Below are 14,804 nucleotides of genomic sequence, written 5' to 3' on the forward strand. Positions count from 1 at the left end.
GCTCCCCCTGTGAGAGTAGGACGTCGCCAGGCAACCAAAAGAGTACCCAAGGGGTGCTCTTTTCTTGTAGTGTAGAAAAAAATACTTATATAGATTGTTTAGTTCTCTAAGCCTTTTCGGAAGCACAGCGAGGATGGGGAGGAGCAAGAAGGTCAAGGACGAGAGGGAGAGAGCACCGGAGTGGGCTCTGCCCATGAGGATGTGAACGAGCGAAGCGGACGAAGAGATTCGCCGCTCATCGCCGTCCGAGCCTTCAGTGCCGATGGTAGTTGGGGATTGCCATTGACGAACCCCGCCAGGCAATTAAAGAGTGCAACCATCGACTTGAAATTTTTTACTGAATTAAAGTAAATTCCACATATTTGAAAAAATATAGAGGAAAATCCATTGTTTTCTCGAATATGAATTGTTTATACTGTTTCTTTTTTGAAGGAGAAAAATTAATGGAGATTAGAATAGATGATTTAACAAGACATGAAGTAGAGGAACTGATTATGGATCACCTTCAGGGTATGGCTATGCATTCTCCCGAGGAGAGCAGGCATGCTTTGAATCTGGATGGATTGAGGAAGCCGGAGATTACCTTTTGGAGTGCCTGGATAGATGAAGAGTTGGTCGGCTGCGGCGCTCTTAAGGAACTGGATTTGCGGCATGGTGAGATTAAATCCATGAAAACGGCGTCCCGCCATCTGAGGAAAGGTGTTTCTAAGAGAATGCTTCAGCATATTATTGAAGAGGCAAAGAGGCGGGGCTATACGAGGCTAAGCTTGGAAACGGGGTCAATGGGGGCTTTTGAGCCTGCTAGGAAACTATATGAAGGCTTTGGATTTCAGTACTGCGGTCCATTTTCTGATTATATAGAAGATAGTAACAGCAGGTTCATGACATTGAAATTATAGGATGAATGCAGGCTCCGGCTGTAAATAATCGGAGAAGAAGTGCGAAAGCGGAAAAATATGATTGACTTTTCTGTCTTTTTATCATAACTTTATCGTATAATTCAGAGTTCGAAATAGTAGTCTTTCAGTGCAAGATGGAAACCCCTGATTTATCTGCTGACGCCCCTTACATCACTCCGTCAAAGACTTTTCTTTTACCGCGTGCTCTATTATCAAAATAACTGTTTAGTAAATAGAAAGGGTGGGAGGCATGAAGACCCCGGTCGCAGCAAGTAACGAGATTTCTATTCTACTTTCTGCCTTCTATGACCATATGGATGAAGCCGTGTTGATTTCCCGGTTTGATAATCATTTCAATTCCTGTTCACTGGTTGATGCCAATCCGGCAGCTTGTGAGCTGCTCGGATATGATAAAGAAGAACTGCTTACAATGGATCCGGAGCGGGTGTTATTTTCGAATATAAGCTGCAAGCTTTTTAATTTCATTAAAGATCAGCTAATAAAGAATAAGCAGGGCTCGCTTGAAATGGAGCTTACCACGAAAAATGATGAAACAGCAGTCGTTGAATTAAAATCCTCGTTGCTGGAGTGGAATGGATTCTATTACGTTTTGAGTGCAATCAAGAACATTGAGATGAAAAAGGAATTGCAGGATGAGTGGCTTGCTGATAAAAATAGAACGTTGGAGCTGCTGAATGGTGTTCAGTCCCATATCATCATCATGGATAGAAGCGGGCATATCATCAGTATCAATAAGTATTGTGAAGACAAGACAGGTTACTCTTCGGACGAACTTCAGGGAATGGCAATCTGGGATCTGCTTTTGGGTGACGAGCAAAAGAAGACTTTTTTGAATAACTGCCAGTGCGGTTTGATGCCTGATCAAACCTATGAAAGCTGCTGGGTCTCAATAAGGGGGGAAAGTCTTTTTATTCAGTGGTCTGTTTCCTATCTGAACGAGGATGATTTTGATAAGGGATATATCATAGGTACTGGAATTGATATTTCACAGAGGAAGGATTACGAGAAGACTTTGCTTGTGAGCACTCAAAAATACAGGAGCCTGGTGGAGGATAATCCGGATGGCATCGTGGTATTTGAGGAAGAAAATATGATCTATCTTAATAAAGAGGCCCAGAAGATATTAGGATATCCAGGTGAAACTGCAAATAAAATCTCATTGTTTTCAAGGATTCACCGTTTTGATAGAGAAAAGGCTGTCAGCTATTTCAAGGGGCTGAGGAACGTGGGGAACTACTCCCACCATATCATCGACCTTGAGGTCATCAGGCCAGATTCCAGCAGGGTTACTGTGGAAATAAAGGGAATAACGAACATGGTCGGGAAAATGAATTTCATACATCTTGTTATAAGGGATGTAAGCTTGCAGAAGCAGGCAGAGAGCAATCTGGTGAAAGTGAACCGCCAGATGGAGAATGTGTTGAGTTCCACCGATGAAATCATCATTGGCTTATGCAAGGATATGAGGGTTACATTTGTGAACCAATCCCTGGTGCGGCTGCTTGGGCATGAACAATCCGGTTTAGTCGGTTTGCATGGCAAGAACTGTTCGATTTGATTTCTTCTTTAAAAGAGGGGCTGGTACCGATTGAATTGGCTGAACTGTTGAAATCCGGCTCCGCAGAAGTACTTTTGATTGTTAAGGGAGTCAAGAAGTACTTTGAGGTTAAGATTTTGCCGCTGGGTTTTGAAGAGGGCGCGTTGATTACGATGTACGATATTACAGACAGGATTTTACTGAACAGGCAGCGGGAGAGATATTATGATGCCATTGCATGTGGAATCACTGTACAGGATGTAAGAGGAAGGATCCTATACGCAAACCCGAACGCTGCTGAAATTATTGGGGTGGATAAGGATGAAATCAGGGAGATTCACCTTAAAGATCATGATTGGCAGCTGGTTGATGAGAATGGGGAAAGTCTCCATTTAAGGGAACACCCCTGGAGGAAAGCAATCAGGACCCAGCAGGAGATCAAAAACTTTGTCATGGGCTTTTATCATCCCCGGTCAAAGGAAGTGAGGTGGGTCCTGGTAAATACCCGGAACGTTTTTGAAGACGAGGAAGACTCACTTGAAAAGGTGATCACAACCTTTCATGATATCACTGCAAAAGTACAGCTTGATAAATTCATGAAAGAGAAGGAAAAGCTTGCCTTGGCTGGTAAGCTCGCAGCCGGGGTCGCTCATGAAATCAAGAATCCGTTGACAAGCAGCCTGGGGTTCATCAAGTTTATGAAGGATCAGAAAGAGGTCGACTTCAATTACCTTGATATTGTGTCAAGGGAGCTGGAAAGCATCAATGCGGTAACAAGTGAATTTTTGACTCTGGCAGAACCGCAGTCCCTCCAAAGAGAAAAAATATGTATTATCGATGATATCATCCTGCCCTTGATTGAACATATGAAGGAGCAGCTTATCGAGAGAGGGACGAAGATCAACCTTTATCACCCCTCGGACCAGATCTTGCATGGAGTAAAGGAGCAGGTGACACAGCTTTTCCTTAACATCCTCAGGAATAGTATGGAAGCGATGCCTGCTGGCGGAAATATAGATATATCAATGATGCGGGAAGATAAGTATATTGTTGTCAGTATTAAAGATGAAGGAACAGGGATCCCCCCCGAACGACTGAAGTTTCTGGGAGAGCCTTTTTATTCTATTAAAGAGAAGGGGACTGGGTTCGGCCTCCTGCTCTGTAAAAAGATCGTCCATGAACATAACGGGAATCTTGTCATCAAAAGTGTTGTGGGCAAAGGCACATTGGTCGAGGTCACCTTGCCGGTAGGAGAGAAGAAGCATTAAGGGAATGGGAAACCATTCTCTTATTTTTTTTGGCTGTTAGCTCAACTTTCAAGAGGGCTGAAGAGCTGCCCTTTTGCAGCAAGGTTAAAAAAGAGCTTTATTTAATTGAAGAATAACGGATTAACGGTTCACAAAAAGGGAAAATTCTAGTAGAGTAAGTAGAAATCATGGATGAGCTGTTTATTTACAGCCGCTGTCTGAATCTGATGGGAGGAAAACTGGATGCTGGAAAACAGTTTGATCATGGTCGCGATTATTCTGGTCATTAATATAGTGTACGTTTCTTTTTTTACCATCCGGATGATTCTTACATTAAAGGGTTACCGGTATATTGCTGCGTTTGTCAGCATGTTTGAGGTCGTTATTTACGTGGTGGGGCTCGGGCTTGTGCTTGATAACCTGGACCAGATCCAAAATCTCGTTGCATATGCTGTAGGGTATGGACTTGGTGTCATTGCTGGCATGAAGATCGAGGAGAAGCTTGCCCTTGGATATATTACGGTGAATGTAATCACGGCTGACTATGATCAGTCGCTCCCTGATAAATTAAGGACGAACGGGTATGGAGTGACGAACTGGGCTGCCCATGGCCTGGAAGGCGACCGGATGGCGATGCAGATCCTGACACCGCGCAAGAATGAAGTGAAGTTGTACCAGACCATTAAGGAACTGGATCCAAAAGCCTTCATCATTGCCTATGAACCGAAGACGATCCACGGCGGCTTCTGGGTGAAGACCGTAAGAAAAATCAGAAAGGAAAATCTGCCTGCCAATGAGTAAAGCTAAAAAGATGTTCGAAGTGGAAGAAAACGAAAGTATTGCCTCCTGCCTGGATAGAATGAAGCAGGAAGGCTACACTCCTGTGAAAAGGCTGGAGAAGCCGGTATTCAATGAAGAAAAGAAGAATGGACAGGTTGAATATGTGCCTGTCAGACAGAAGATTCTATTCGAAGGAAGAAAAATCGATTAAAACACGAACGTTAATTTTCTGAAATTTATTATTGTTCGATTTTTCGTTGACAGCTGCGTTGAAGTGTTGTTATGATGAAAATAACAAGTAAACACCCTCATATAATCTTGGGAATAGGGCCCATAAGTATCTACCCGGTTACCGTAAATGACCGGACTATGAGGGAAAGTAGCTGTCTGGAGAACAGGCAGGGTCTATCCATTTTTGGAGGGGTCCCGGCTGTTGGGCCCGGGTTAACTGCTTTCTCTCATGAGAAGCGTTAATCCGGGCTTTTGTATTTGTTGCAAGATGCAGATACCTTTAACGCTTTAAAGCACCAGGGGACTGTCCCGGCTGCTTTAAAGCGCTAAAGGAAAAATAGATTCCAGGAGGCAGTGATATGCAGCTTAAAGTAGGAGTTGTAATGGGAAGTACTTCTGATTGGAAAACGATGAAGCTTGCATGTGATATTCTTGAAGAGTATGACATCCCTTATGAGAATAAAGTGGTTTCTGCTCACAGGACGCCTGACTTGATGTTTGACTATGCTGAGAGTGCCAGGGAAAGAGGATTGAAGGTGATTATTGCCGGAGCAGGAGGGGCAGCTCATCTTCCGGGAATGGTTGCCGCCAAGACGACTCTTCCTGTCATCGGCGTACCTGTCCAATCGCGGGCATTGAACGGATTGGATTCACTTCTTTCCATCGTCCAAATGCCTGGAGGTGTGCCGGTTGCCACGGTGGCAATCGGGGAAGCGGGAGCGAAGAATGCCGGGCTGCTGGCAGCACAGATCCTTTCGACACAAGATGGGGAATTGGCAAGAAAGCTGGATGACAGCAGGGAAGCGCTGAGACAAAAAGTATTGGAAAGCGGTGATGAACTTGAATAAACAAGTGATTTATCCTGGACAGACAATCGGAATTATCGGCGGCGGACAGCTTGGACGTATGATGGCTCTTGCTGCAAAGGAAGCGGGTTTTAGAATCGCGGTTCTGGATCCGGGAACCGATGGACCTTGTGCGCAGGTTGCCGATGAGGTGATCATTGCGGATTACGAAGACCGTGAAGCGCTGCAAAGACTGGCAGAGCTAAGCGATGTCATTACATATGAGTTTGAAAATATTGATTATGAAGCACTGAAAGGCCTGGCCGAGAGCGCGTATGTCCCGCAGGGTGCCGAACTGATCCGCATCACCCAAAACCGGATTGCTGAAAAAGAAGCCCTTGTTTATGGCGGTGTGGAGGTTGCTCCATATGAAGTCATCGAAAGTGAACAAGAGATCGGCGGAAAAGCGGAAGCACTTGGCTATCCTGTTGTGCTGAAGACAGCTACCGGCGGTTATGATGGAAAAGGACAGGTCGTGCTCTATGAAGCGGCAGACATTGAAAAAGCGGCAGGTTTGCTTGCTGACGGCCCTTGTGTGTTGGAAAAATGGATGTCCTTTGAAAAAGAGGTGTCCGTCATTGTGACCCGGAATCCTTCAGGAGAATTGAGTGTGTTTCCAGCCGTGGAAAACATCCACAGTGAAAACATTCTCCACCTGACGATTGCTCCGGCGAGAATAAGCGATGCTGACAATGAGAAGGCTGTTAATACAGCGAAAAGAGTCGCAGAGACACTCGATATGGTGGGTACCCTGGCAGTTGAAATGTTCCTGACCGAAGCCGGGGATATATATGTGAATGAACTGGCGCCACGCCCTCACAATTCCGGCCATTTTTCAATCGAAGCCTGCGAGACATCACAGTTTGCCCAGCATATCCGCGCCGTTTGTAACTGGCCTCTGAAAAGCACGGAGATCATCAAGCCGGCTGTCATGGTCAATATCTTAGGGGAACACCTGGATGAAGTAATCCAAAACATCCCTTTGCAGCCAAATTGGTCCATCCACCTTTATGGGAAAGATGAAGCAAAGGCCAAACGGAAGATGGGGCATGTGACAGCGCTGACGAATGATATTGAGGCCACACTGCTTGAATTGAATGAAACAAACATATGGAACAGCAAAGAAATGATCGGAGGAAAACAATCATGATTGAACGTTATACACGCCCGGAGATGGGAGCGATCTGGACAGAAGAGAACCGCTTCCAGGCATGGCTTGAGGTAGAGATTTTAGCATGTGAAGCCTGGGCTGAACTGGGGGATATCCCTAAGGAAGATACAGTGAAGATAAGGGAGAACGCCGGCTTTGATGTAGACCGCATCAAAGAAATCGAAGAAGAGACGCGCCATGATGTTGTTGCGTTCACAAGAGCGGTTTCCGAGACACTTGGGGAAGAACGCAAATGGGTCCACTACGGCCTGACTTCCACGGACGTGGTAGATACGGCGCTATCCTACATTCTGCGCCAGGCTAATGAAATCATCATCAAGGACTTGGAAAACTTTATTGAAATCCTGAAAAATAAGGCGATTGAACATAAGGATACCGTCATGATGGGCAGGACACATGGCGTTCATGCAGAGCCGACGACTTTCGGCTTAAAGCTTGCCCTCTGGTATGAAGAGATGAAACGGAACCTGGATCGTTTCAAGGCAGCTGCTGCAGGCGTCGAATTCGGAAAGATTTCAGGCGCTGTCGGTACTTATGCTAACATCGATCCTTTCGTGGAGTCCTATGTTTGTGAAAAGCTTGGATTGTCACCGGCTCCTGTATCAACACAGACGCTTCAGCGAGACCGCCATGCACACTACATGAGCACCATCGCCTTGATCGCTACATCAATTGAAAAGTTTGCTGTGGAGATCCGCGGCCTGCAAAAGAGTGAAACGCGCGAAGTGGAAGAGTTTTTTGCCAAAGGACAAAAGGGGTCTTCGGCCATGCCGCACAAGCGCAATCCGATCGGCTCTGAAAACATGACAGGAATGGCGCGCGTTATCCGCGGCTATATGTTGACAGCTTATGAGAACGTGCCGCTTTGGCATGAACGCGATATTTCCCACTCTTCAGCAGAGAGAGTGATTTTGCCGGATGCTACCATCGCGCTTAATTATATGCTGAACCGCTTCAGCAATATCGTGAAGAACCTGACAGTATATCCTGAGAATATGAAACGCAACATGGACCGTACACTCGGCCTGATTTATTCTCAACGTGTCCTGCTGGCCCTTATCGATAAAGGGATGGCCCGTGAAGCTGCTTATGATACGGTCCAGCCAAAAGCGATGGAAGCATGGGAGAAGCAAGTCCCTTTCCGTCAGTTGATAGAAGAGGAAGAAGCCATCACATCGAAGCTGTCGCCAGCGGAAATCGATGACTGCTTCGACTACAACCATCATCTGAAGCACGTCAATACCATCTTCGAACGCTGCGGATTGAAGTAGGAAATTTATAAAGGAAGAGAGGGATCTCTTCCTTTTTTTATAAAACACAGACTGAAGATTGCCAATATTCAATTTTGTTTTAGTGCTTTAAAGCGCTAAGAGGGACAGTCCCGCTGTGCTTTAAAGCGGTAAAGTGCAAATGTTCAGGTTTATAAAGGGGGATCTCGGGATGGAAAAACAGGGTCTTTTATACGAGGGGAAAGCAAAGAGGATCTACAGTACGGAAAACAACGAAGAGGTATGGGTGGAATACAAGGATTCAGCCACTGCTTTTAACGGGGAGAAAAAAGCGGAGATTGGCGGCAAAGGGGTCTTGAATAACGAGATTAGCAGTCTTCTGTTTTCAAGGTTGAAAGAAAAGGGGATTGAGAGTCATTTCATCAAGAGGATTTCAGCGCATGAGCAGCTTGTGAAAAAGGTGGACATCATCCCTCTTGAGGTTGTGGTCAGGAATGTTGCGGCCGGAAGTTTAGCGAAGAGACTTGGTTTGGAAGAAGGAACAGCATTAAGGCACAGTATCGTTGAGTTTTATTATAAGGATGATGATCTCGGCGATCCGCTGCTGACGGATGCCCACATCGAACTGCTGGAGCTTGCCAGCCGGGAAGAGGTTGAGCTCTTGAAGATCCAGGGATTGAAAGTCGATTCTGTTTTGACAGAGATTTTTGAAGAAGCAGGGATCAAGCTGATCGATTTTAAATTGGAATTCGGTAAGGACAGCGAGGGGAATATCATGCTCGCTGATGAAATTTCCCCTGATACATGCAGGCTATGGGATATCGAAACCAACCAGAAGCTTGATAAAGATGTATTCCGCAGGGACCTGGGAAATCTGACAGACGTATATTCTATTATTCTTGAGAGACTGGGAGGAAAAGAAGCATGTACAAAGTAAAGGTATTCATCACATTAAGAGAGAGTGTATTGGACCCTCAGGGCAAGGCAGTGCAAAATTCGCTTCACAGCATGGATTATAACCAGGTGGAGGATGTGCGCATCGGTAAATACATGGAACTGACCATCTCCCCCTCTGACAAGAGTGTAGAGGAAACCGTCGACGAAATGTGCAGCAAACTATTGGCGAATCCGGTCATCGAGGATTACCGCTATGAAATCGAGGAGTTGGTCGGCCAATGAAGTTCGCTGTGATCGTATTCCCGGGATCGAACTGTGATATCGATATGTACCATGCCATCAAGGACGAAATCGGTGAAGAAGTGGAGTATGTTTGGCATGACGCCGATAATCTGGAAGGCTATGATGCCATCCTGCTGCCGGGCGGATTCTCTTACGGAGACTATCTGCGCTGCGGTTCCATTGCCCGCTTCTCAAATGTAATGGCTGAAGTGGTAAAAGCTGCGGAAGCCGGAAAGCCAGTGCTTGGTGTATGCAACGGATTCCAGATTCTATTGGAAGCAGGACTTCTGCCGGGAGCTCTTCTAAGAAACGAAGGCTTGAAATTCATCTGCCGCACTGCCCCGTTGAAAGTGGAGAACAACACTACGATGTTCACTGGCGGTTATGGAGAAGGCGAAATTTTAAACATCCCGGTTGCCCACGGTGAAGGAAACTATTACTGTGATGAAGCGGTTTTGGAAGATTTGAAGAATCATAATCAGATCGTTTTCACTTATGAAGGGAATAATCCGAACGGAAGCATTTCCGATATTGCCGGAATTACCAATAAAGCAGGAAATGTCCTTGGGATGATGCCCCACCCGGAAAGGGCGATGGATGAACTGCTGGGAAGCGCCGATGGACGAAAACTTTTTCAATCAATTGTAAAGCACTGGAGGGAACAACATGCCGTTAATGCTTGAACCGAATGAAACCAGAATCAAGACTGAGAAAATCTACCGCGAGATGGGCCTGACGGATGAAGAGTTCACAATGGTGGAGAACATCCTTGGGCGGACACCTAACTATACCGAGACAGGACTTTTCTCGGTTATGTGGTCAGAGCATTGCAGCTACAAAAACTCAAAACCGGTTCTGAAGAAATTCCCCGTGACTGGCGAAAGGGTTCTTCAGGGGCCCGGGGAAGGAGCGGGTATTGTTGATATCGGAGACCAGCAAGCGGTTGTTTTCAAAATTGAAAGCCATAACCATCCATCAGCAATCGAGCCTTATCAAGGGGCGGCAACAGGTGTCGGCGGAATTATACGCGATGTATTTTCGATGGGAGCAAGGCCTGTCGCGTTACTCAACTCTTTACGCTTTGGAGAACTGGATTCTCCTCGTGTTCGGTACCTTTTTGAAGAGGTAGTCGCAGGGATTGCGGGCTATGGAAACTGCATAGGCATCCCGACGGTCGGCGGTGAGGTTCAATTCGATGCCGCATATGAAGGCAACCCTCTTGTCAATGCGATGTGTGTCGGATTAATCAACCATGAGGATATTCAAAAAGGCATTGCCCAGGGGACTGGGAACACGGTCATGTATATAGGTGCCAAGACAGGTCGTGATGGCATTCACGGTGCTACATTTGCTTCTGAAGAGCTTGGTGAAGAATCAGAGGAGAAGCGCCCTGCTGTCCAGGTCGGCGATCCGTTCATGGAAAAGCTTCTTTTGGAAGCATGCCTTGAACTGATCAAATCAGATGCCTTAGTCGGTATCCAGGATATGGGTGCTGCAGGGCTGACGAGTTCATCAGCTGAAATGGCAAGCAAAGCAGGATCAGGAATTGAAATGAATCTTGACCTTGTCCCTCAGCGGGAACAAGATATGACTCCATATGAAATGATGCTTTCCGAGTCTCAGGAAAGAATGCTGATCGTCGTGGAAAAAGGGCGTGAAGCCGAAATTGAAGAAATCGTTTCGAAATACGACTTGGATGCCGTGGCAATCGGCCGTGTGACGGATGATCAAACCTTGAGGCTTCTTCATAAAGGTGAAGTCGTTGCGGATGTACCGGTTGATGCACTTGCTGAAGATGCTCCGGTCTATCACAAGCCTTCCCGGGAGCCGGTTTATTATAGGGAGTTCCAGGAAATGAGTGTTGAAACCCCGAGGGTTCTTGATTATAAAGAGACATTGAAAAAACTGCTGTCGCAGCCGACAATTGCGAGCAAAGAATGGGTGTACGATCAATATGACCACCAGGTCCGCACAAACACAGTGGTCTGCCCGGGATCTGATGCTGCCGTCATCCGGATCAGGGGAACACAGAAAGCGCTGGCAATGACAACAGACTGCAACTCGCGCTATCTCTACCTTGACCCTGAAACCGGGGGTAAGATTGCCGTAGCTGAAGCAGCCCGGAATATCGTCTGCTCGGGCGGTGTGCCTCTTGCCATTACAGACTGCCTGAACTTTGGGAACCCTGAGAAGCCGGAGATCTTCTGGCAGATCGAGAAAGCGGTTGATGGTATGAGCGAAGCGTGCCGCAGACTTTCAACACCGGTCATTGGCGGGAATGTGTCACTTTACAATGAATCAAAAGGCAAAGCCGTATACCCGACACCGGTTGTCGGCATGGTCGGACTGGTCGAGGATCTTTCCCATATCACGACCCAGCAGTTCAAGGCTGCAGGAGACCTGATTTATGTAATCGGGGAAGCACGTGAAGAATTCGGCGGCAGCGAGCTTCAAAAAATGCTTCATGGAAAGATATTCGGCAAATCACCGGAACTCGATCTTTCCATCGAGCAACAAAGGCAGGGGAGCCTTTTGGATGCCATACGCGGAGGCTTTGTTTCATCGGCCCATGATATTGCAGAAGGCGGTCTTTCAGTTGCGCTTGCCGAGTCGGCGTTCGCTGCAGGAGGACTGGGTGCTACCGTCAGGATCAAAGGAGACTTTACAGCTGAATTGTTCAGTGAGACACAGTCCCGTTTTGTCGTTTCTGTTAAAAAAGAATTCCAGGAACAGTTTGAACAAACAGTCACGGATGCACAGCTTGTCGGTGAAGTCAACGAGTCAGGCTATCTGAAATTTGTCGATGGGGACGGGAAGGTCGTCCTTCTTGCAACTGTGGAAGAACTGGAATCAGCTTGGAAAGGAGCGATCCCATGCTTGCTGAAATCAAAGGCTTAAATGAAGAGTGCGGTGTGTTCGGGATCTGGGGAAACAGCAGTGCAGCACAATTGGCTTATTATGGTCTGCACAGCCTCCAGCACCGGGGGCAGGAAGGCGCCGGCATCGTTGTATCGGACGGTGAAAAATTGACAGGCATCAAAGGCGAAGGCCTTGTTACGGAGGTTTTTCAGCAAGGGGCCATTGACGGCCTCACCGGGAAAGCCGCTGTCGGCCATGTGCGTTATGCGACGGCAGGAGGCGGCGGGTATGAAAATGTCCAGCCACTTCTCTTCCACTCAGGGAATGGCAGCCTGGCGCTTGCCCATAACGGAAACCTGGTGAATGCCAATGCCCTTAAGCACCAGCTTGAAAGCCAGGGCAGTATTTTTCAAACAAGTTCGGATACGGAGGTCCTGGCCCATTTGATCAAGAGAAGCGGTTTTCCGACGTTGAAGGACCGCGTCAAGAATGCCCTGACGATGCTGAAAGGAGCTTATGCTTTTATCATCATGACCGAAACGGAAATGATGGTCGCTCTTGATCCGAACGGTCTGAGGCCGCTGTCGCTTGGACGGATTGGGGATTCATATTGCGTCGCTTCGGAGACGTGTGCTTTTGATATAACAGGTGCTGAGTTTGTGAGGGATGTGGAACCTGGTGAATTGCTGATCATCAATGACGAGGGGATCACATCCGAGAAGTTCACGATCTCCTGCGGTACCTCTGTCTGTACGATGGAATATGTTTATTTTTCAAGACCTGACAGCAACATCCATGGCATCAATGTCCACAGCGCGAGGAAGCGGATGGGCATGCAGTTGGCAAAGGAAGCACCGATTGAAGCGGATGTCGTCACAGGTGTGCCGGACTCCAGTATATCCAGTGCCATCGGGTATGCAGAAGCATCAGGGATTCCATATGAGATGGGCTTGATCAAGAACCGTTATGTCGGCAGGACCTTCATACAGCCTTCCCAGTCATTGAGGGAGCAGGGCGTGAAGATGAAGCTTTCGCCGGTCAGAGGGGTAGTGGAAGGCAAACGGGTTGTCATGGTTGATGATTCCATTGTGCGCGGTACAACAAGCAAACGGATTGTCAACATGCTGAAGGAAGCAGGTGCGACAGAGGTCCACGTCGTCATCAGTTCACCTCCGATCAAAAATCCGTGTTACTACGGAATTGACACGAGTACACATGAAGAGCTGATCGCGGGAACCCGTTCAGTGGAGGAAATCAGGGAAATCATCGGAGCGGATTCACTGACCTTTTTAAGCCCGGAAGGAATGGTGGATGCAGTCGGCCGGGATGACAAGTCCGAAAACAGGGGGCACTGCCTTGCCTGCTTTACAGGGAAATACCCGACCGAAATCTACCCGGACACCCTTCATCCATATGAAAAAGAGCTAGTACGCTAGGAGGAAAGAATATGGCTAATGCTTATAAAAATGCTGGTGTCGATATCGATGCCGGCTATGAATCGGTAAACCGGATAAAGAAGCACGTCGAACGCACCAAGCGAAAAGGTATGCTTGGATCGCTTGGCGGATTTGGCGGGATGTTCGATCTTTCCGAGCTTGGGTTGAAAGAACCTGTACTCGTGTCCGGAACGGATGGGGTCGGGACAAAACTGAAGCTTGCCTTCATGGCTGATAAGCATGACACGATCGGCATCGACTGTGTTGCCATGTGTGTGAACGATATTATCGTACAGGGTGCAGAGCCCCTATACTTCCTCGACTATATCGCTTGCGGGAAAGCTGTCCCTGAAAAAATCGAGAGCATCGTCAAAGGGGTCGCCGACGGATGCGAAATGGCAGGGGCCGGACTGACAGGCGGTGAGACAGCGGAAATGCCCGGGCTGTACGAGGCGGATGAATATGACATCGCCGGGTTTGCTGTCGGTGCCTGTGAAAAAAGTAAAATCATTACGGGGGACGAAATTTCTGAAGGAAACAGGTTAGTCGGCCTTGCTTCCAGTGGTATACACAGTAATGGATACTCTCTTGTGAGGAAACTATTTTTTGAAGATCACTCCTACGAATTGGGCACCTACTTGCCTCAGCTGGAATCAACACTTGGAGATGCTTTGCTGACACCGACCAGGATTTATGTGAAGCCTGTTTTGGAAGCGTTAAAGAAATTCTCCATCAAAGGCATGTCCCATATAACCGGCGGAGGATTCATCGAAAACATTCCAAGGATGCTGCCGGAAGGACTGGGAGCGGATATCGATTCAACGAAGTGGAAGCAGCCCCGGTTGTTCAGCATCATGGAGGAACTGGGAAGCATCCCTCATCAGGAAATGTACAACATCTTTAATATGGGAATCGGATTTGTCATTGCTGTTGATGCTTCAGAAGCGGAGGAAGCAGTGAACTTTTTTAATGAAATCGGTGAAGAAGCCTATTTGATTGGAGAAGTGACTGCAGGGGATGGAGTCCGAATCATTGAAGGAGACCGGCAAGAGGATTAAAATGGGTGAAAAGGCACTTTTGACCAAAAGGGGACGTCGCCCATTTTGCTTTCTTTTTCAAATGCTCTTTTCGTAAACTTTGTTGCTATTCAATATTAATTTGAAATAATATCCTGGTAAATCACCGTTAAAATCCCTGGAAGCAGGAAAGACAGTAGCTGCTCGTTTTTTTGAGAGAGAAACCTGGGAATACAGGGGGAAATCCGGCACTTGGGATTTTTCAAAAGCAACAATATATATGGAAACAGGCTTTTCAAAAGGCTGTCTTCGCAAGTGTCTCATAAGACTGGCAACCATAGGTAAGAAAAGAGC

At 47.1% G+C, this 14,804-nt stretch carries 14 protein-coding genes and 1 riboswitch; all 14 genes read left to right on the forward strand.

What is annotated here, in order from left to right; all coding sequences use genetic code 11:
• Positions 1 to 443 precede the first annotated feature (443 nt).
• The 14 genes from D3H55_RS10090 (at position 444) to purM (ending at position 14,492) form a co-directional block, all read left to right on the forward strand.
• Complete coding sequence (locus D3H55_RS10090) at positions 444 to 899, forward strand: GNAT family N-acetyltransferase (RefSeq protein WP_119546787.1); 456 nt, start codon at positions 444 to 446, stop codon at positions 897 to 899.
• Positions 900 to 1,149: 250 nt separating this feature from the next.
• The gene (locus tag D3H55_RS10095) at positions 1,150 to 2,478 is read left to right on the forward strand and encodes a PAS domain-containing protein (RefSeq protein ID WP_119546788.1); all 1,329 of its coding nucleotides are present in this window, start codon (positions 1,150 to 1,152) and stop codon (positions 2,476 to 2,478) included.
• Positions 2,475 to 3,725 carry an ATP-binding protein gene (locus D3H55_RS10100; protein ID WP_119546789.1) on the forward strand — a complete coding sequence of 417 codons (1,251 nt, stop codon included), beginning with the start codon at positions 2,475 to 2,477 and terminating at the stop codon, positions 3,723 to 3,725. The genes D3H55_RS10095 and D3H55_RS10100 overlap by 4 nt, the downstream gene beginning before the upstream one ends.
• A 222-nt stretch (positions 3,726 to 3,947) precedes the next feature.
• The gene (locus tag D3H55_RS10105; RefSeq protein WP_119546790.1) at positions 3,948 to 4,505 is read left to right on the forward strand and encodes a DUF2179 domain-containing protein; all 558 of its coding nucleotides are present in this window, start codon (positions 3,948 to 3,950) and stop codon (positions 4,503 to 4,505) included.
• Positions 4,498 to 4,695, forward strand: a complete 198-nt coding sequence (locus tag D3H55_RS10110; RefSeq protein WP_119546791.1) for an NETI motif-containing protein — start codon at positions 4,498 to 4,500, stop codon at positions 4,693 to 4,695. Before D3H55_RS10105 ends, D3H55_RS10110 begins: the two co-directional genes overlap by 8 nt.
• A gap of 77 nt (positions 4,696 to 4,772) precedes the next feature.
• Positions 4,773 to 4,874: riboswitch (purine riboswitch) on the forward strand.
• Positions 4,875 to 5,074: 200 nt separating this feature from the next.
• Positions 5,075 to 5,563, forward strand: coding sequence for a 5-(carboxyamino)imidazole ribonucleotide mutase (gene purE, locus D3H55_RS10115; protein ID WP_119546792.1), 489 nt, complete (start codon positions 5,075 to 5,077; stop codon positions 5,561 to 5,563).
• Positions 5,550 to 6,710 (forward strand): 5-(carboxyamino)imidazole ribonucleotide synthase, encoded by a 1,161-nt coding sequence (gene purK / locus D3H55_RS10120; RefSeq protein ID WP_205685466.1) that lies wholly within the window; start codon positions 5,550 to 5,552, stop codon positions 6,708 to 6,710. The genes purE and purK overlap by 14 nt, the downstream gene beginning before the upstream one ends.
• A complete protein-coding gene (gene purB, locus D3H55_RS10125; protein ID WP_119546793.1) occupies positions 6,707 to 8,002 on the forward strand; it encodes an adenylosuccinate lyase in 1,296 nt (431 codons plus the stop codon). Before purK ends, purB begins: the two co-directional genes overlap by 4 nt.
• Before the next feature lie 169 nt (positions 8,003 to 8,171).
• Entirely contained in the window at positions 8,172 to 8,897 is a 726-nt protein-coding gene (purC, locus tag D3H55_RS10130) for a phosphoribosylaminoimidazolesuccinocarboxamide synthase (RefSeq protein WP_119546794.1), read from the forward strand.
• On the forward strand, positions 8,885 to 9,139 hold the full coding sequence (gene purS, locus D3H55_RS10135) for a phosphoribosylformylglycinamidine synthase subunit PurS (RefSeq protein WP_119546795.1): 255 nt from the start codon (positions 8,885 to 8,887) through the stop codon (positions 9,137 to 9,139). The genes purC and purS overlap by 13 nt, the downstream gene beginning before the upstream one ends.
• Complete coding sequence (purQ, locus tag D3H55_RS10140) at positions 9,136 to 9,822, forward strand: phosphoribosylformylglycinamidine synthase subunit PurQ (RefSeq protein ID WP_119546796.1); 687 nt, start codon at positions 9,136 to 9,138, stop codon at positions 9,820 to 9,822. Before purS ends, purQ begins: the two co-directional genes overlap by 4 nt.
• Complete coding sequence (purL, locus tag D3H55_RS10145) at positions 9,806 to 12,037, forward strand: phosphoribosylformylglycinamidine synthase subunit PurL (protein WP_119546797.1); 2,232 nt, start codon at positions 9,806 to 9,808, stop codon at positions 12,035 to 12,037. Before purQ ends, purL begins: the two co-directional genes overlap by 17 nt.
• Positions 12,013 to 13,434, forward strand: coding sequence for an amidophosphoribosyltransferase (gene purF, locus D3H55_RS10150; RefSeq protein WP_119546902.1), 1,422 nt, complete (start codon positions 12,013 to 12,015; stop codon positions 13,432 to 13,434). Before purL ends, purF begins: the two co-directional genes overlap by 25 nt.
• Positions 13,435 to 13,445: 11 nt before the next feature.
• A complete protein-coding gene (gene purM, locus D3H55_RS10155) occupies positions 13,446 to 14,492 on the forward strand; it encodes a phosphoribosylformylglycinamidine cyclo-ligase (protein WP_119546798.1) in 1,047 nt (348 codons plus the stop codon).
• The last annotated feature ends 312 nt before the right edge of the window (positions 14,493 to 14,804 follow it).

The sequence above is a fragment of the Bacillus salacetis genome (assembly GCF_003581585.1).
GTDB lineage: Bacteria > Bacillota > Bacilli > Bacillales > Bacillaceae_B > Rossellomorea > Rossellomorea salacetis.